This window comes from Allobosea sp. BK604, assembly GCF_004341515.1.
Lineage (GTDB): Bacteria > Pseudomonadota > Alphaproteobacteria > Rhizobiales > Beijerinckiaceae > Allobosea.
Map to the genome: position 1 here is coordinate 254,714 of NZ_SLZF01000011.1, position 16,778 is coordinate 271,491.

A 16,778-nucleotide genomic window follows, 5' to 3' on the forward strand; every position below is an offset into this window, starting at 1 on the left:
AAATCAGACCGGCGCAACCTAAGCGGCAGCGGCGCGAGGGGACAAGCCCATTCGAAGCCGTGGCGACGTCCGGGCGAGTCAGGAGCTGGGGATCAGGCAGAAAAAAAGGCCTCCCCGCGTCGCCACGGGGAGGCCGGATCTCGCTTCAGGCGGCCAGCCAGCCGCGGTGCTGCTCAGGGGCAGGCGCGGACCACGCCGCCGGAGCCGATATAGGTGCCGGTCTCCGGGTCGTAGCTGCGGAAGCGGCGCGAGCAATAGGCGATCGCGTCGGCATCGGGCGCCGCATAGACCGGCGCCGGGGGCGGATAGGCCGGGGCTGCAAGAGCGCCGGCCGCCAGGGCGCCGCCGAGGATGCCGGCCGCCACGCCGGCGCCAACCGCCGGGCCGCGCCACCCACCGCGATAACCGTAGCCATAGCGTGGGCCATAATAGCCGTAACGGCGGTACTGAACGTTCTGGACCAGATCCTTGCCGGCCTCGCTGAACGCGGCCGAACCGGCAGAAGCGCTCAGCGGGGCGGCGCTCGCCGGCGCGGCGAGCACGACAGTGCCGGCCAGAGCGACGGCGATGGTCAGGGTCTTGATCATGACGAAAAACTCCTTTTCCTCACCAACGTGAGAGGAACGCCCACTGTTCCTCTGGCTTAGCGGAAAGTACCGCGCAACGCTGGTTCAAGGAAGTGCTAGCGGTGAATATGGGCGAATTTTCATCTGCCTGTAAGCCGGCGATACGCCTCTTGTCGCAAACTTGATCTTCAATCGGCGCGAAACATCATCGTCGCTTGCGCGCCGCGCCGGCTCATACCATGTACGTCGCACGATATTGCATCGCAAAACATCATGTTCATTTGAAAGGATCGGACGCAGCCCATGTCGCATCCCGAAGCAACCCAGCCGCACTCCGCCGGACCGCTGAGGCCGCTGCCGCTGATCATTTTCGGCTCGCGCTGGCTGCAATTGCCGCTCTATCTCGGCCTGATCGTGGCGCAATGCGTCTACGTCTTCCTGTTCCTCAAGGAGCTCTGGCACCTCGTCGCGCATTCGTTCGATTTCAGCGAGCAGCAGATCATGCTGGTCGTGCTCGGGCTGATCGACGTGGTGATGATCTCGAACCTGCTGATCATGGTCATTGTCGGCGGTTACGAGACCTTTGTCTCGCGGCTGCGCCTGGAAGGCCATCCCGACCAGCCGGAATGGCTCAGCCACGTCAATGCCAGCGTGCTCAAGATCAAGCTCGCCATGGCGATCATTGGCATCTCGTCGATCCATCTGCTCAGGACCTTCATCGAAGCCGGCAATATCGGCATTGCCGGGCGCACGGCCAACTACACGGAGACCGGCGTCCTGCTGCAGACGATGATCCATGTCGTGTTCATCCTGTCGGCGATCGGCATCGCCTGGGTCGACCGGATGACGTTGCCGGCCGGCAAGCACCACTGAGCCGACGAATCGCCGCGGGCGGGGCCGATCCCCCGCTCGGGCGGAGTCAGCGCGGCGCACAGGGATCGATCGCCTGGGCCAATCCGGCCTGCTCGCCATAGCCATGACTGGCGAGCCAGCTGGTGACGCGCGCCGAGATGTTCTGGGCGGAGTAGGGACGCTGGCGCTCGAAGCCGGCCGAGCGCGGGATGATGGCGACCAGGATCTGCCTGTTGCCGGTGTCGAGGCGCAGCGCTTCGGGATAGGTCTTCGGCTGTTCGTTTCGTTGCAGGAGCGCCATGTTGAGCGCGACCGAGCCCTCGCCGAGATTGTCGGCCGGGCCGCTATCGGCCAGGATCGCGGCCTGCGTCACACCCGTGGCGGGATTATGGGCGATGGCGAGGTCGCCGATCCGGGCGCCGAAGCGTCGCAGTGCATTGTCGCCGCCCGGCAGGACGAGCGCCGGAATGTGGCGATGGTCGATCTGGTCGTTGACGAGGCATTCGCCGGCGGCCGAGCCGCCGAGCCCGTTGCGAAGCGTGGTCAGCGAGCCGAAATAGCCCTTGTTCGGCCCTTCCTGAAAGATGCAGGGCACCTGCCGCCCATCGACGGTTCGGGCAGCCAGCACATTCTGCCAGCGAATCGTGAAGCCGGCGGGCTCGCGCCAGTTCGCGTCGCGGAAATTCGCGAAGACCGTGCGCGCATCGGCGCAGGCGAGCGTGCGGCCGTTGCTCATGCGTTTGACCGATACGCCGTTGCAGATGTTGTTGATGGCGTTGACGGTACCGGTGAGATCGGTCGGCGAATAGGAGGTCGGCGCGCCGTCGGTATTCACGCGCAGCTTGGCGCGGAAGACGATGAGATCATCCGCCTCGCTGGCGCCGCCATCCCGATTGACCAGATGGATGCGCTCCTGCGTCGATCCGGCCGGTCCGAACGTGTCGATATCCTTGATGTCGCATTGCTGCGCCAAGGCGAGCCCTGGCAGGCAGAGCGCAATGATGGCGGCCAGCCCTGTCGTCCTCGGCATCGTGAGCATCGCGTCAACCCTCCCGGCGGCACGATCGCGGTGAGGCAAGGTCTCGTCTGTGACTGAAGTCACAGACTGCGCAGGTCATCCGCGTGCGCTGCGGGGCAGTCCGGCCGTCCTCGGCTGGGCCAGTCCTGGCGCGGTCTCCAGCCCGAGCGTCGGCAGCGCCAATGTGCGCTGGCCGCGGAAATCGACATGGCAGACGAGGAGGCCGCGCTCCTCGATGTAACCGATCAGCCGGCGGGCACGGCTTGGCGAGTGGCTGCCATAGACGGCGGCCAATTCAGCATCCGAAGGGCAGGGCACCTGCTCGATCGCGCTGCGGACGATGAACAGGAACAGGCTGTGGAGATCCTCGGGCAGCGAGGCGGCGGCGGCGAGCGCCCCCTGCCAGCTTTCCGAGCTGGTCACGCCCTCGCTCGCGCCGGCGCGGGCAATGGCGAGGCGGCGGCGGAACTCGTCGAGGCTCAGATGCGCCGAGGCGACCCGGCGCATCCGGCAGCGGACGGTGAAATCCTGATAGAGCACCGCAACCTGGCGGGTTCGCGTCTCCGGGTCGGCCATCAGCTCGCGCAGGATCTCGGCCATGATCGCCTCGCGCTCCTCCGGCTCCATCGGGATTTCCGGCTCGGGCTCTGGCATGGGCGTCGGGCGATAGCTCTCGATCTGGCGCAGCACGTCATTGGCCGGCGGGCGCGGGCGGGCTGCTGCCGGGCGCGGCGGCCAGGGCGTTGGCGCCGGCTCGTTGGCGCCGGCCTCGAAGATCAGCTTGCTGGCATCCTCGGGCGCCTGTTCGGGCAGCGGCATCAGGCCCGGGGCGCTGCCGCGATCAACCGAGGAGACCGTGCCGATACGCACCGGCAACGGCCGCTTCGACAGGGCGGGGCCGAGCGCCACGAACTGGCCGCGCTCGAGATCGCGGAACATCTCGGCCTGGCGCCGGTCCATGCCGAGCAGATCGGAGGCGCGCTGCATGTCGATATCGAGGAAGGTGCGGCCCATCAGGAAGTTCGAGGCCTCGGCCGCGACGTTCTTGGCGAGCTTGGCGAGGCGCTGGGTCGCGATGACCCCGGCAAGGCCGCGCTTTCTACCCCGGCACATCAGGTTGGTCATCGCGCCCAATGAGAGGCGGCGCGCCTCGTCCGAGGCCTCGCCACCCATCACCGGCGCGAAAAGCTGGGCCTCGTCGACCACGACCAGCATCGGAAACCACATGCTGCGGTCGACATCGAACAGGCCGCCGAGGAAGGCCGCTGTCGCGCGCAGCTGTTCGTCGGCATCGAGATTCTCGAGGTTCAGCACGATCGAGACGCGGTGCTGCCGGACCCGGGCGGCGATGCGCTGCAGCTCGGTATCGCCGCAGGCGGCATCGACGACGACATGGCCGAATTGATCGGCGAGCGAGACGAAATCGCCCTCGGGATCGATGATGGCCTGCTGCACCAACGGCGCGCTCTGCTCGAGCAGGCGTCGCAGCAGATGCGATTTGCCCGAGCCGGAATTACCCTGGACCAGGAGGCGCGTCGCCAGCAGCTCGGGGAGATCGAGCAAGGCGGGCGAGCCGTCTCGTGTCGACCCCATGTCGATGCCCGTCGTCATGCCGTGGTCTTGGTCCTCAAACGCTGTCTCGACCGACGCTTCTAGCACGACGAATCGTGCTGCCGGTGCCACACGGACAGCCTTCCACAGCTATCGGGCCTACGGCAATTCAGCGCGGGCAGCCCAGGTCAGCGCGGGCAGCCCAGGTCGCGTTCCTGCCCGACGATGCCGGAGACCCGGCGCCGGTCATTGGCGGAGAGCGGCACGTCGTCGATATTGTCATATTGGCAGCCGGCATTGCCGAAGGCGGCAATGGCACGCTGGGTGCGGAAGCAATAGCCCTGCGCCTTGTAGATCTCGTTGCGCGCCAGCCAGAGGTCGTTACAGGTCTGCGCCCGGGTCTGGGCCGAGGCACCGCTCCCCGCCGCTGTCACAAATGCCAAAATGATCAAGCTCTTGCGCAGCATTCTTCGCCCCATCGGCAGCCCTGGAGGGCGACAGATTGGGCGATCAGGAGCCCGGCGGCAAGGCTATTTCAGCTCGCTCTTGCGCACCATGGCGGCGCTCATGCTGACGCCGTAATGCTCGCTCATCTCGCCGGCGCTCATATGCCGGACCGCCTCGATATCCGGGATCAGGAAGGCGGCGGCATAGCGCCTCGCCTGATATTCCATCGCCCTAATGCGCGGAGAGAGCCGTTCGGCCCGATTGCCGGCGGGGGCGCGGTGGAGCGTGCCCTCATGGCCGAGCAGGGCGTGGCCAACCTCATGCGCCACCGTCATCAGGGCGCGGCCCTCGCCGCGATTGGCGGCGGCGAAGACGCTGTCCGGGATGAGCAGGCGCTTGGCCTTGGAGTCCCATTGCGCCTCGGCCTCGCCGAGCTGGCCGTCGGGCACGCGCTCATAGGCGAAATTCGGGTAGCGCGCCTTAAGCTTGGTCATCAGGGCGATGAAATCGACGCCCCTGTCGTCGCGAAAGCCGAGTTCGCGACGATGGGCCAGGGCGCGGGCATCGATCTGGGTGTCGGTCAGGAATGCGGGCATAATCGCAGCCTCCCGTGACGGAGCGCGAGCAGCCTAGCCTGAAGTCAAACGGCGCTCAATCATGCGTAAGCGCCGAACTTGCATAGGTAAGCGCCGAACCTGCCTGATTCCGCTCAGGGCTTGTTGGCGGCGATTTCCAGGCAGGTCAGGAGCTGGACGTAGCTCGGCGTGCCCACGAGCCGCGACGCCTCGAGGCATTCAGTGCGGTTTGCCGGGCGATAGCCCGCCCATTTCGTCTCCAGCGAGGCCAGTGCATTCCGCTCCTCTTCGCGGCAGCCGCTAGCGGTGCCGCCAGCGGCGGCGACGCCACGACACCCCGCCTCGATGTCGAAACGAGGGACGGTGTCGGCGATAGGGACGAACAGTCCTGTCGACAAGGACAGCGAGAGAAGTCCAGTAGCGAGCATGACTCAAGCCTCCACCTATGCCCCCCACAGGGCGGAATGGACGAGAGGGGGCTTTGTCCGAACCGCTCAGCACAAGGTCAGACGATTGCGCCCGTTTCTCTTGCTCTCATAGAGCATGAGGTCAGCCCGTCTGTATAGCTGCTCCAAGGTCTCAGTACCGTCGAATGTGGCGGCGCCGACGCTGACCGTGAGGCAGTCGGAGGTCTGCGAGGCTTCGTGGAGAATCGATAGATCGGCGACGGCTCGCGCGATGGCGTCGAGCATGCGCCCGGCCTGCGCCGTGTCGACCCCATAGAGCACGATGGCGAATTCCTCGCCGCCGATGCGTCCCACCATATCCATCGGTCGGCGCAGGCAGGAGGAGATCGCGCCAGCGACCTGGCCGAGCGCGCGATCGCCGGCCTGGTGGCCATAGCGGTCGTTGTACTGCTTGAAATGGTCGATATCGAGCACGGCGAAGACGACGCCGACCCGGTCGCGCCTTGCCTGGAGCAGGGAGATCGCGGCGTGCTGCTCGAAGCTGCGGCGGTTGTCGATGCCGGTAAGCGCGTCCGACATGGCGTGGTTATGCAGGATGCGCCGCAGCAGGAACTGATCGCGCTGGGCATATTCGCGCAGGTAGGCGCCGACCGCGCTGACGAAGACGGCGAAGAACAGCAGCAGCGACAGCCTGATATGCTCGAGCATATGAACCTCGTCGAGCATGACGAGGCCGAGCACCGTGGTCAGGATCGCGATGACCAGCGCGATCCCGAGGCTCTGGTAGAAAGTCAGTCCGACCGGCAGGAAGACCGCTGCGATGATGACGAGTTGCGCCAGATCGGCCTGCGGCAGGTCGCGCAGCTTGTACATGTTGGCGATGAAGGCGCTGGCCGAGCCGATCAGCATCAGCACCAGCATCGAGAGCCGGTGGTAGGCGCGCGGCAGCCGCCGCGCCAACAGCGCGTAGAGCAGCGACGCGATGGAGGCGAGCGTCGCGATGCGCAGCACCATCGCGAATTCGACGTCGCGATGCCCCGCGAAAAGCTCGCGCAGCGCGTTCAGTCGCGACAGGTCGAGGATGATGAAAGCGAGCCAGATGCCGAGCGCGGTGACGATGCAGACCAGTGTGCTCATGCGCTGGTCGGCGCGCATATGCAGCAGGAACTCGCGTTCGAGCTTTCGCGTGAAACGCAGCTTGCGGAAATCGCGCGCGCGCTGCTCCGCATAGGCGTCGCGATGCGCCTGAAGCGGCGGCTCGGCCGCTATCGTGATGTGTTGCGGAGCGTGCACGGACGCGACGTTGCTCGTCAGACCCTAACAGTGCTTTGCTATGTAGCGCTCGGCACGGCATTCGCAGCAGGAGCCTCACGGCTTTCCAATGCGAGGGTTTCAAGAGTCTTGCGCAATCCTGAGAGATGCGCGGCACCGGCCCGAGAGGTGCCGTTGCCTTCCGGCTGGCTGGCCGACGGGATCAAGCAAAATCTGCCGGGCAATTTCTTCCCAGCCTTGGCGGAATCACCACCGCACGCCGCTTGCCGGTGATCGTAACGCTCTGATAAGACTGCATCTTTCTGCCGATCGCCATTGGCCCGAGCGTTGCTTGGTCGGTGCAACCGATCGGGAGATTGCAATGTCGATGTCGATCCAGGGCTCCGCGCCCATGCCACTGGCCGACGCGCTGAAGCGCGGCTCGACCTTGACCTCCAAGGCGGCCGAGACGGCAACGGCCGAGGCCAAATTCCTCAAATACGCGCAGATGACTCCGGCCGAGCGGCTGCATCAGCAGATGCTCGCGAAATTCGGAGTGACGGAAGAGGAATTCCAGAAGATGGACCCGAAGGCCCAGGCCGAGCTTGCCGGCAAGATCCGTGACGAGATCCTGAAGCAGCTGAATGCAGGCGGCGACAAGCGGACGGGAATGCTCGCCGACATCAAAGTCTGATCGCCGCGCAAGCGCATTGCCTCCGCAGGCCAGATGGGCGACTGCTAGCGCATCGGCCCGAAAACCGGCGCGCGGTTCTCGGAAAAAGCCGATGCGAAAACAGGGAGCTGGATCAACGGACCGGATACGATATCCGGTCCGTTGATCCAGCTCCCGGCGGTAACCTGTCCGGGAGATGCGGCGTGAGCGGGGTAGAGCAGGCAGAGGCCAGGCCGTCGAAGCGGATATCGCTCGTGGTTTCGGACGTGGACGGCACGCTGGTCGACCATGACAAGCAGCTGGCTCCGGCGACGATCGCGGCGGCCCGCAAGCTGCGCGAGGCGGGGATCGGGCTGGCGGCAGTGTCGAGCCGTCCGCCGCGCGGCATGAGGATGATCGCTGAGGCATTGGAGCTCGACCTGTTTGCCGGCTTCAATGGTGGCCTCATCGTCGATCGCAGCATGAAGGTGGTCGAGCGGAACCTCGTGCCGGAAGCGGCGGCGCGTATCGCGGTCGCCGAACTCGCCAAGGGCGGGGCTGATATCTGGGTTTTCGCCGGCGAGGATTGGCTACTGACCGATCCAGCGGGCGCCTATGTCCCGCGCGAGCTGCACACCGTGCAATTCGAGCCGAAGCTCGTGCCGAGTTTTGAGCCCTATCTCGATCAGGTCGGCAAAATCGTGGCCTCTTCCAGAGATTTCGACCTGCTAGCTCGCTTGGAACAGGAACTGACGGCGGTGCTCGGTCCGCTCGCCTCGGCCCGTCGCTCGCAGCCCTATTATCTCGATGTGAGCCATCCAACCGCCGACAAGGGCCATGCGGCCCGCGCCTTTGCCAGCCATTGGGGCGTGCCATTGGACGAGGTCGCCGTGCTCGGCGACATGGCGAACGACCTGCCGATGTTTGCGGTCGCCGGATTCGTTATCGCCATGGGCAACGCCACGCCCGAAGTGAAGGCCAAGGCCGATGTCGTGACCGCGACCAATGACGAGGAAGGTTGGGCGCGGGCGATCGAGAAGCTCGTCCTCGCCCAGGCGAAGCTCTGATCAGAACTTGACGGCAAGATGAGGGAGGGCGGCCGCGGGCCCGGTCTCCCGCAGTCGCTAGGAAGCCCCGCAGGGGAAGGCCGCGGCGAGCGAGGACCAGATCGCCGTCACGGCGGGCCGGTCGCCGTCTTCGCCATGCGAGCGGGCATAGGCGATGAAGATGCTGATGAAGCGATCGGCCTTGGTTTCAATCGGCGCGCAAAAGCCGAGGACGGGGTGGTTGGATTCGTCACGCAGGAAAGCCACGCTGTGAATGCCGGAGAAATAGCCGTAGCAGAGCGCGGATTCGAGCTTGCTGTAGCGGATCGAGTAGGGCGTGATTTCGGCGTCCCTCTCGAAAGCCGAGCATTTTTCGAGGAGCCAGCCGGTCGTACCATCGGCTCGCGCGATCGACGGCGCGACGGTCAGGGCCAGCAGGGTGGACAGAACGAGCGCCTGTATTCTCATGAATGACCTCGTGACGGGCATGATGCGAGAACGGCGAAGGGATTGCGCGGGACGACGTCAGCGGCCAGGCAAGGGTCGGCTACTCAAGACTTGGCCAGGCGAAATATGTCGCGACGGGGCTGAAGCCGAGCCGCGACCACATCAGGCGAGCCGGGACATGGTTCGGAGCCGCCGCCGCCCAAGCTACGCAAATCGGATCGGCGGCGCGTCATGCGATTGCGGGACGCGCCTGCAGGAAAAAGCTGAACCCCGCCTGGAGGCCGAGCTGCCCGAGCACGCAGCTTTCGGCGATACCGTCTGACGGTCAAAGCCTGGCGGTCGTGACCTGCGCGCCCGCGGCGGCAAGCGCGAGGACGTCCGGGTCGGTCGCGGGCGCGTCGGTGACGAGATGCCAGTGCGGGGGCAGCGGCGCCCAGGCCGATTGCTCGGAGCGGCCGAGCTTTGTCCTGTCGGCCAGCACCACGATTTCGCGGGCCTGCTCCATCATCAGGCTCTTGAGTGCGACCTGATCCAGGCTCGCCTCGCAAAGGCCACGCCCGGCGACGACGCCATCCGCACTCATGAAGACCCGGTCGGCAGTGATGCGCCGCAGCGCATCGATCGCGAGCGGGCCGACCGTGCCCATGCTGTTCGCCCGCAAGGCTCCGCCGAGCACGGTGACATCGATCTGGGGCTCGCCGGCCAGGAAGGGCAGGACGGCGAGGTTGTTGGTGACGATGCTGAGCCTGCGGCCCTTCAACAGCATTCCGAGCGCCAGCACGGTCGAACCGGCATCGAGGATCAGCGTATCGCCGTCCTCGATCGAGGCGAGGGCCGCATGCGCGATTGCGCGTTTCTGGCCGCCCTGCGCCGCCTGTCGCTCGCCGAGTGTGGCTTCCCTCGCATGGGTCGTCAGAATGGCGCCGCCATAGGTGCGCCGGACCGCGTTCTCGTCGGAGAGCCGCTGCAGGTCGCGCCGGACCGTGGAGGCAGAGACGCCGAAGCGGTGGGCGAGATCCGCGACGTCGACCTCGCCGGCCTGCAGCGTGCCGAGGAGAAGGGAGCGGCGCTCCTTGCTGCGCATGGACGGACCCTTGGCGGTGGCGGAACCGAACGACGAGAGCGCTTCTGCGTTTCTTCGAATCGCCGAAGCGCTCTATCTCTTTGGTCTAACGCATTTTCTTGACGCGAACCGGTACCCGCTTCGCTCGAAAATGCTCTAGGCAGCGAGCCGGCTCGGGGCAAGCCCGACCGCTTGGCGCAGCGCCTCGATCAGGCTGCGCTCATCGGCGACACCGGTGCCGGCAATGTCGAAAGCCGTGCCGTGATCGACCGAGGTGCGGATCACCGGCAGGCCGATGGTGATGTTCACGCCGGCCTCGAGCCCGAGCACCTTGATCGGGCCATGGCCCTGATCATGGTACATCGCGACAACGAGATCGTAGTCGCCGCGGCCGGCGAGGAAGAACAGCGTGTCTGCCGGGAGCGGCCCGCGCACGTCCCAGCCCCTGGCTCGGCAGGCCTCGACCGCGGGCGCGATCTTCGAGGCCTCTTCGCCATAGCCGAACAGGCCGTTCTCGCCGGCATGCGGATTGATCGCGCAGACGCCGATCTTCGGCTCGGCGATACCTGCCTTGACCAGCGCCTCGCGCCCGCGCGTGATCACCCGCTCGACCAAGCCGGGCTCGATCTTCGCGATCGCGTCGATCAGCCCGATATGCGTGGTGACGTGGATGACGCGCAGCTTCGGCGAGACCAGCATCATCGAGACCTCAGGCGTACCGGTCAGATGCGCCAGGAGTTCGGTATGGCCGGGAAATTTATGGCCGGCGGCGTGCAGCGCCTCCTTGCTCAGGGGCGCGGTGCAGATCGCCTGGGCCTGGCCGGCGCTGGTGATCTCCGCCGCCTTCTCGATGAAGCGAAAGGCGGCTTCGCCGGCGAGCGGCGAGACCTTGCCGAAGGGCAGGTCAGGCGGCACGATCTTGAGATCGACGCATTGCACATTGCGGGTGTCGAAACGCGCCTGCGTGGCATCGTCGAGCGAGTCGACTGCCAGATCGACGCCTGTGATCCTGCCGGCCTGCCGCAGGCGGGCAGCGTCTCCGATCACCAGCGGTTCGCAGATCGCATGGACCTCGTCCTGCGCCAGCGCCTTCATGATGATCTCCGGCCCGATGCCGGCGGGATCGCCCATGGTGATCGCGATGGTGGGGAGCCTGGAGGCGGGGCTCATGCCGAGGGTCCTTTCTTGCGGATGGTTCGAAGTCGCTCGGCGATGCGCCCGAGACTGTCCTCGTCTCCGAAGGCGCCAGCCTTGGTCACCACGGGAACGGAGAGGGCGCCAAGCGTCAGGCCGAGCGCGACGCCGGGCTCGATCTCGTCGACGAGGCGGATGCCGTTGACGCCAAAGCTCGAGAGCAGGGCGGCGGCGGTCTCCCCGCCGGTCGCGGCGAAGGCGCCCATGCGGGCGGCGACCGGAGCCAGGGCTTCGGCGAGGCCGGCAACGAGGCGAGGGCCGAGTGACATGTCCGGCTTCTCGCCCATTTCGATCTCGACCAGGACATCCTGTCCGGAATCGAGCAGGGCGATTACGGAACGGCCAAGCGCTATGCGCCCTTCCGGATCGGACAGCAATATCCCCGGCTCGACGGGGACATGCGCGACGCTACCGCCGGCGACGAGCTTGCGCGCACCGGCTCGTGACGCCGCCGCAAGTGAGCCGACGACGATCAGTGAGCCCTGTGCCGAGGGGGCGAAGGGTGGCGGCGCGCCGCCATCCCCGGGCGCGACCGCGGCCAGGGCATGGGCGAGACCTGCGCTGCCGATGAAGAAGCGGCCGGGGCTCGCCGGCAGGCTCGCCAGGGCGATGCGCTGGAGGTCGTCATCGGTCTGCGCATCGCAGATCGCGACGATGTCGCCCTTGGCAGCGATCGTCGCAAGCGCCGTCTTGAGCGTCTCGACCCCGTTGCGGATGGTGGCCAGCGGCAGAATCTCGGCTACAACGCCCGCCGTAGCGAGCACCTCAGCGAGATCGGCGCTGCCATAGCTGTGGTCGCGTCCCCAGACCTCGGCCTCCTCGAGCGGACGGCCATGGACATGAATATGGCCGGCGACGGTCGTGCGATTGGTCGCTGGGAAGGCGGGCGCTAAGATGCCGAAGGCCGCGCCGATGCGGGCCTTCAGGAAGGCGATGGTCGCCGCCGTCTCGGAAGCGGGCTGGCCGCGCAGCGTCGAGTCGATCTTCTTGAAGAGCACCCTATCGGCGGCGAAGAGCCGTTCGAGCAGCTCGCGATGCCGGATCGCGGCAGGCTCGGCCGCCATGCCGCGGCTGTCGGCATCATAGGAGAAGACCGCCGGCTGCGCCTCCGAGGCAACACCGTCACCCCAGCTTACGCCCGCCGCGAGGCCGCGTCGGGCGAAGGCGATCGCGCAATCCGCCGCACCGGTGAGATCATCGGCGAGGATGAGCCAGCGCCCGGACATGTCAGTGCCCAGCCGGTGTCGCGATAGGTGGGGCGGCCTCGGCCGGCTCGACCTCCGCATCCGGGTCGACCGGGCGGCCGAAGGTCTTGTAGGTCCAGGCCGTCGCGAGCGGCACGAGGATCGAGGTCACCACGACGCAGGCCGCGACAAGGATGGTAGCCGGCGCGGTCGCATCGGCATAGGCCGGGTTGGCGGCTGCGACGATCGCAGGCACGGCGGCGGCATTACCCGCTGTCGAGGCCGCGGCGACACCCGCGACGCCGGTTCCGCCCGTCGCGCGGTCGGCCAGGAAGAGCGGGATGCCGGTCACGATGACGACGGCGACACCGAGCCCGAGGCCGAGCAGGCCGGCATGCCAGACCTTGGCGAGATCGAGCCCCGCGCCGAGCGCGAAGGCGAAGAACGGGATCATCACCGGGATGGCGCGGCTCAGGAACTCGCGCATCTCGCGGTCGAGATTGCCGAGCAGCATGCCGACCAGCAGCGGCAGGATCGAGCCGACCAGCGTCTGCCAGGGGAAGGCGGAGAGGCCGGCGACGCCAAGCGTCACCATGGTCAGGAACGGCCCGGATTCGAGCGTCATGATCGTATAGGCGCCGACATCGCGCGGGCGGCCATACTGGCCCATCAGCGCCATGTAGAGGCCGCCATTGGTGTCGTTCATCGCGGCGACGACGGCGAGCGTGGAAAGCCCGGCGAACATGCCGGCGGTTACGGGTGCCTCGCCGAGAAAGCGCCCGAAGGTCACGCCGAGCGCCACCGCCAAGCCGACCTTCACGGCGAAGAGCGTGCCGCCCTTCTTCAGGATATAGGGCGTCGCCTTGAAGTCGATGCTGGCGCCCATGCAGACATAGAACACGGCCAGGATCGTCAGGGAGCCGCTGAAAAGCGCGCCGGTGAAGGAGCCGAAAAACTGCGGCGTGCCGGGAAAGAAGGTGGTGATCAGGGCGCCGATCAACAGGGGCACGACCATCATGCCGCCGGGGACGCGTTCGATCGCCCGCTTGATTGGAATCTGCATTGTCGTCTCCTCACTGCGCGATCCGCGCAGCTTTGCCGAAGCACCGCTCCGGCTATTCGCCTCCCAAGGGTTATCTAGTTGCTCGTATCGCGCATGTCTGCAGCAAGATTGCGCGGTTCGCGCATGTTTGCCATGTCCTGACGGCCGGAGCCGAGCCATTGCGCCCGACGAGCAACGATGGTCGGGCCTGACGGCTGTGAGCGCATCGGCCTGAATAGTGGCTTACGGCTTTCGGAAAAGCCGATGCGAAAACAAGGGGCTAGAGCATCTAGCCCGTGACGGCTCGCTTCAGGCGGGAACGGCCGCCTTCGAGGTGGGACGCGATCGCCGCCTGTGCCGCCTCGCCGTCCCCGGCGACGAAGGCTTCGAGAATGCGCTCATGCTCGCCGAGCACCAGCTCGGATGGGGCGCCCGTCGCGCTGCGCGTCAGATAGAGCCGCGATTGCAGCAGGATGATGTGCAGGCCGGCATAGATCTTCGACATGGCCGGGTTCTCGGCGCTGTCGATGATGGCCTGGTGGAAGCGGGCGTCCTCGTCGGTGAACTTGCGATATTCCCGATACTTTGTGCCGAGCCGCTTGATCGCGCGCATCTTCTTGTAGGATTGCTCGAGCGCCCGCAGCGTCTCCGGGCGCTTCTTCGGTGCGCCGATCAGCGCGCAATGGCCCTCCCAGAGGATGCGGAACTCGAGCAGGCCCTCGAGATATTCCGGTTGCGGGGGCGGGGCGACGGAATAACCGGCGTAGAGCTCCAGCGAGACGAGCTGCTCGCGCTCCAGCCGCGCCAGCGCCTCGCGGATCGGCGTCGAGCTGACGCTCAGCTCGCGCGCCAGTGCATCGATGTTGAGGCGCGCGCCGGGTGGGAGCGTCTGGTCGATGATGCGCTCCTTGATGTCCTCGTAGGTTTGTTCGGAGACGGTGGTCCGAACCAGGGCTCGAGGAGGCGTGCGCGCCATCGACATGGGGATCCTTTCATAGATCGTGCACGATCCTAATATGAAACATGCGATCGGCGCCAGTGACTTGAGCCTGTTGTCAACGAAAGATGAAGGGATTGCGCATCCCGGAAGATCGTGCATTATGCACGAAACATCGGGCATTGAACGACCGCGATGACAGGCGCTCCGCAGCGCCGCGCACAATCAGCCAGAGCCAATTGCGAGCAGCGGCACGGCCGCTTGCGGGCGTCGTGGGAAGGGAAACGTCATGGCCTTGCGACCTGGTCGCTTGCCCTCCGATTTCGGTCGACCGTCGTTGGGCGAGGGCGACAGCGCGTCATGCGAGAGAGCGTCATGAAGGTCGTCCTGATCGGCGATGCGGCGCGCCAGCAAGCTGTGCTCGCGCCGCTCATCCCGGGCGTTGAGATCGCGACCTTGCCGCGCGAGGCGACGGCCTCGGCCGAATTCGATTCGCAGATCGCGCCCGACGATGTCGTCGTCAGCATTCGGCTCAAGCGACCGGATGGCGCGCCGCCCTTCGCGCTGCTGCATGTTCCGGGCGCCGGGCTCGACGGCATCGATCTCGCCGCGCTGCAACCGGGCTGCCGGGTCTGCAATGTCTTCGAGCACGAGATCCCGATCGCGGAATATGTGCTCCATGCCATGCTGAGCTGGGAGATCCGCCCCGATGCCATGCGCTTCACTGCGTCGGGCTGGGGCGAGGCGCATCGCAACCGCAAGCCGCATGGCGAACTCGCCGGCAAGACGCTCGGCATCATCGGCTTCGGCCGGATCGGCCGCGCCATCGCAGAGCGGGCGCGGGCCTTCGGCATGCGCATCGCGACGCTCGACCGCTCGATCGGCCAATACGCTGCGCTGGTCGACGAGCGCGTGCCGCCCCGCGAGCTGCGCAAGCTGCTCGGCCTGTCCGACTATGTCGCGCTCGCCTGTCCGCTGAGCGAAAGCACGCGCGGGCTCATCGGCGCGGCCGAGCTCGCCGCGATGAAGCCGTCGGGCGTGCTGATCAACGTCTCGCGCGCCGAGATCGTCGCGGAAGAGCTGCTCTATCGGGCACTGGCGGATGGCGGGATCGGCGGGGCCATCCTCGACGTCTGGTACCGCTATCCCGGCGGTGCCGGCGACGATCCCGAGCCCTCCGCCTTTCCCTTCCTCGATCTCCCGAACGTGGTGGCGACGCCGCATTCCTCGGCCTGGACCACCGCACTGCCGGGCCGGCGCTACCGCGTCATCGCCGAGAACATCCGCCGCCTCATCGCCGGCGAGCCTCTCCTCAATCAGGTCTGGCCCGAGGCCCAGGCCGCCAGCCGGAAACAAGCATCGTGAACGAGCCGATCAAGATCACCGACATCCAGACCGTCGTCGTCAACGCGGAGATGAGGAACTGGATCTTCGTCAAGGTCGTCACCGACCAGGACGGCCTCTATGGCTGGGGCGAGGCGAGCCTGAACTGGAAGACGCGCGCGGTCACCGGCGCGGTCGAGGACCTCAAGCCGCTGCTGATCGGCAAGGATCCGCGCGATATCGAGCAGATCCTGCGCATCCTCAACAAGCACAGCTACTACCGGCTCGGCATCATCGGGGCGACCGCGATCAGCGGCATCGAGCACGCGCTCTGGGACATCTTTGGCAAGAGCCTCGACCTGCCGGTCTGGCGCCTGCTGGGCGGCAAGACGCGCGACAGCGTGCGTGTCTACACCCATCTCGGGCTCGGTGACATGAAGTCGGTCTACGAGACCTTCGACGAGGGCGCCTTGCGCGACAAGGCGCTGGCCGTCGTCGAACAGGGCTACGACGCGCTCAAGGTCGTCTTCATCCCCTATGCGCATTTCTCGGTCGGCATCCCCGCCCGCAAGCATGTCGGCAAGCTGATGCGGGTGCTGCGCGATGCGGTCGGCGACCATGTCGACATCATGATCGACTTCCACGGCCGCCCGGCCTCGATCGCCGGCGCGTTGCAATTCATCGAGGAGCTCGCGCCCTACAACCCGATGTTCTGCGAGGAACCGGTCATTCCCGGCGACACCGAGGCGATGCGCCTCGTCACCGAGCGCGCCGGCTGCCCGATCGCGACCGGCGAGCGCCTCGTCGGCTTCAAGGAATTCGAGCCGCTCTTTGCCGCCAAGGCCTGCCATATCGTCCAGCCCGACCTCAACCACACCGGCGGCATCCTCGAGGGCAAGCGCATCGCCGCTGCCGCCGAGCAGGCCTTCATGGGTGTCGCGCCGCATAATCCGAACGGGCCGATCGCCGGCGCGGCGGCGCTGCATTTCGACGTCTCGACGCCGAATTTCGTGATCCAGGAGGAGATGAGCGGCGCCGTGCCCTGGTACGACGATGTCGTCTCCGTGCCGATGAAGCGCACCGGCAGCGCCTGGGCGGTGCCCGAGGCGCCAGGCCTCGGCGTCGAGGTCAACGAGCGCGAGGCGGCCAAGCATCCGTTCAAGCAGGAAGTCTTCCATACCGCAACGGCGATCCTGCCCGACGGCACGATCGTGGACTGGTGA

18 protein-coding genes are annotated in these 16,778 nt (G+C 66.5%); 5 read left to right on the forward strand and 13 right to left on the reverse strand.

Annotated elements, in window-relative coordinates:
- Positions 1-173: 173 nt before the first annotated feature.
- Positions 174-587 carry a BA14K family protein gene (locus tag EV560_RS29550; RefSeq protein ID WP_131859418.1) on the reverse strand — a complete coding sequence of 138 codons (414 nt, stop codon included), beginning with the start codon at positions 585-587 and terminating at the stop codon, positions 174-176.
- 282 nt (positions 588-869) lie between these two features.
- On the opposite strand from EV560_RS29550, the gene EV560_RS29555 reads away from it, so the two are divergent.
- Complete coding sequence (locus tag EV560_RS29555) at positions 870-1,439, forward strand: TIGR00645 family protein (protein ID WP_131859419.1); 570 nt, start codon at positions 870-872, stop codon at positions 1,437-1,439.
- Between the two features lie 46 nt (positions 1,440-1,485).
- Here the strand turns inward: EV560_RS29555 and EV560_RS29560 are convergent, their stop codons facing one another.
- The 6 genes from EV560_RS29560 to EV560_RS29585 form a co-directional block, all read right to left on the reverse strand.
- Complete coding sequence (locus EV560_RS29560; protein WP_131859420.1) at positions 1,486-2,457, reverse strand: hypothetical protein; 972 nt, start codon at positions 2,455-2,457, stop codon at positions 1,486-1,488.
- Between the two features lie 75 nt (positions 2,458-2,532).
- Positions 2,533-4,047 (reverse strand): helicase HerA domain-containing protein, encoded by a 1,515-nt coding sequence (locus EV560_RS29565; protein WP_131859421.1) that lies wholly within the window; start codon positions 4,045-4,047, stop codon positions 2,533-2,535.
- A 128-nt stretch (positions 4,048-4,175) separates the two neighbouring features.
- A complete protein-coding gene (locus EV560_RS29570; protein ID WP_465247051.1) occupies positions 4,176-4,421 on the reverse strand; it encodes a YARHG domain-containing protein in 246 nt (81 codons plus the stop codon).
- A gap of 96 nt (positions 4,422-4,517) precedes the next feature.
- Complete coding sequence (locus EV560_RS29575) at positions 4,518-5,030, reverse strand: ImmA/IrrE family metallo-endopeptidase (RefSeq protein ID WP_131859423.1); 513 nt, start codon at positions 5,028-5,030, stop codon at positions 4,518-4,520.
- Positions 5,031-5,143: 113 nt separating this feature from the next.
- Positions 5,144-5,437: a hypothetical protein gene (locus EV560_RS29580; protein ID WP_131859424.1), complete on the reverse strand. Its 294-nt coding sequence runs from the start codon at positions 5,435-5,437 to the stop codon at positions 5,144-5,146.
- Positions 5,438-5,503: 66 nt separating this feature from the next.
- Entirely contained in the window at positions 5,504-6,709 is a 1,206-nt protein-coding gene (locus tag EV560_RS29585; protein WP_131859425.1) for a GGDEF domain-containing protein, read from the reverse strand.
- Between the two features lie 340 nt (positions 6,710-7,049).
- On the opposite strand from EV560_RS29585, the gene EV560_RS29590 reads away from it, so the two are divergent.
- Complete coding sequence (locus EV560_RS29590; RefSeq protein ID WP_131859426.1) at positions 7,050-7,361, forward strand: hypothetical protein; 312 nt, start codon at positions 7,050-7,052, stop codon at positions 7,359-7,361.
- Positions 7,362-7,543: 182 nt separating this feature from the next.
- A complete protein-coding gene (locus EV560_RS29595) occupies positions 7,544-8,386 on the forward strand; it encodes a Cof-type HAD-IIB family hydrolase (protein WP_165923703.1) in 843 nt (280 codons plus the stop codon).
- Between the two features lie 57 nt (positions 8,387-8,443).
- Here EV560_RS29595 and EV560_RS29600 read toward each other — a convergent pair whose 3' ends face one another.
- The 6 genes from EV560_RS29600 to EV560_RS29625 form a co-directional block, all read right to left on the reverse strand.
- Complete coding sequence (locus EV560_RS29600; protein ID WP_131859428.1) at positions 8,444-8,833, reverse strand: Rap1a/Tai family immunity protein; 390 nt, start codon at positions 8,831-8,833, stop codon at positions 8,444-8,446.
- 304 nt (positions 8,834-9,137) lie between these two features.
- Positions 9,138-9,896: a DeoR/GlpR family DNA-binding transcription regulator gene (locus EV560_RS29605; RefSeq protein ID WP_131859429.1), complete on the reverse strand. Its 759-nt coding sequence runs from the start codon at positions 9,894-9,896 to the stop codon at positions 9,138-9,140.
- 135 nt (positions 9,897-10,031) lie between these two features.
- On the reverse strand, positions 10,032-11,045 hold the full coding sequence (gene pdxA / locus EV560_RS29610; protein ID WP_131859430.1) for a 4-hydroxythreonine-4-phosphate dehydrogenase PdxA: 1,014 nt from the start codon (positions 11,043-11,045) through the stop codon (positions 10,032-10,034).
- Positions 11,042-12,295: a four-carbon acid sugar kinase family protein gene (locus EV560_RS29615; RefSeq protein WP_131859431.1), complete on the reverse strand. Its 1,254-nt coding sequence runs from the start codon at positions 12,293-12,295 to the stop codon at positions 11,042-11,044. Before EV560_RS29615 ends, pdxA begins: the two co-directional genes overlap by 4 nt.
- A 1-nt stretch (position 12,296) precedes the next feature.
- On the reverse strand, positions 12,297-13,316 hold the full coding sequence (locus EV560_RS29620) for a 2-keto-3-deoxygluconate permease (RefSeq protein ID WP_131859432.1): 1,020 nt from the start codon (positions 13,314-13,316) through the stop codon (positions 12,297-12,299).
- 268 nt (positions 13,317-13,584) lie between these two features.
- Positions 13,585-14,271 carry a GntR family transcriptional regulator gene (locus EV560_RS29625; RefSeq protein WP_165923704.1) on the reverse strand — a complete coding sequence of 229 codons (687 nt, stop codon included), beginning with the start codon at positions 14,269-14,271 and terminating at the stop codon, positions 13,585-13,587.
- 336 nt (positions 14,272-14,607) lie between these two features.
- Here EV560_RS29625 and EV560_RS29630 point away from each other — a divergent pair, with 336 nt between their 5' ends.
- Together EV560_RS29630 and EV560_RS29635 are read left to right on the forward strand one after the other, a co-directional pair.
- Positions 14,608-15,597 carry a 2-hydroxyacid dehydrogenase gene (locus EV560_RS29630; RefSeq protein WP_131859434.1) on the forward strand — a complete coding sequence of 330 codons (990 nt, stop codon included), beginning with the start codon at positions 14,608-14,610 and terminating at the stop codon, positions 15,595-15,597.
- Positions 15,594-16,778 carry an enolase C-terminal domain-like protein gene (locus EV560_RS29635; protein ID WP_248312260.1) on the forward strand — a complete coding sequence of 395 codons (1,185 nt, stop codon included), beginning with the start codon at positions 15,594-15,596 and terminating at the stop codon, positions 16,776-16,778. The genes EV560_RS29630 and EV560_RS29635 overlap by 4 nt, the downstream gene beginning before the upstream one ends.

Excerpts from the sequence above, each read along its gene's own strand:
- EV560_RS29590 (WP_131859426.1), top strand. The coding sequence starts at position 7,050 with ATGTCGATGTCGATCCAGGGCTCCGCGCCCATGCCACTGGCCGACGCG.
- EV560_RS29580 (WP_131859424.1), bottom strand. The coding sequence starts at position 5,437 with ATGCTCGCTACTGGACTTCTCTCGCTGTCCTTGTCGACAGGACTGTTC.
- EV560_RS29605 (WP_131859429.1), bottom strand. The coding sequence starts at position 9,896 with ATGCGCAGCAAGGAGCGCCGCTCCCTTCTCCTCGGCACGCTGCAGGCC.
- pdxA (WP_131859430.1), bottom strand. The coding sequence starts at position 11,045 with ATGAGCCCCGCCTCCAGGCTCCCCACCATCGCGATCACCATGGGCGAT.
- EV560_RS29615 (WP_131859431.1), bottom strand. The coding sequence starts at position 12,295 with ATGTCCGGGCGCTGGCTCATCCTCGCCGATGATCTCACCGGTGCGGCG.
- EV560_RS29630 (WP_131859434.1), top strand. The coding sequence starts at position 14,608 with ATGAAGGTCGTCCTGATCGGCGATGCGGCGCGCCAGCAAGCTGTGCTC.
- EV560_RS29620 (WP_131859432.1), bottom strand. The coding sequence starts at position 13,316 with ATGCAGATTCCAATCAAGCGGGCGATCGAACGCGTCCCCGGCGGCATG.
- EV560_RS29550 (WP_131859418.1), bottom strand. The coding sequence starts at position 587 with ATGATCAAGACCCTGACCATCGCCGTCGCTCTGGCCGGCACTGTCGTG.
- EV560_RS29600 (WP_131859428.1), bottom strand. The coding sequence starts at position 8,833 with ATGAGAATACAGGCGCTCGTTCTGTCCACCCTGCTGGCCCTGACCGTC.
- EV560_RS29555 (WP_131859419.1), top strand. The coding sequence starts at position 870 with ATGTCGCATCCCGAAGCAACCCAGCCGCACTCCGCCGGACCGCTGAGG.
- EV560_RS29565 (WP_131859421.1), bottom strand. The coding sequence starts at position 4,047 with ATGACGACGGGCATCGACATGGGGTCGACACGAGACGGCTCGCCCGCC.
- EV560_RS29575 (WP_131859423.1), bottom strand. The coding sequence starts at position 5,030 with ATGCCCGCATTCCTGACCGACACCCAGATCGATGCCCGCGCCCTGGCC.
- EV560_RS29625 (WP_165923704.1), bottom strand. The coding sequence starts at position 14,271 with ATGGCGCGCACGCCTCCTCGAGCCCTGGTTCGGACCACCGTCTCCGAA.
- EV560_RS29560 (WP_131859420.1), bottom strand. The coding sequence starts at position 2,457 with ATGCTCACGATGCCGAGGACGACAGGGCTGGCCGCCATCATTGCGCTC.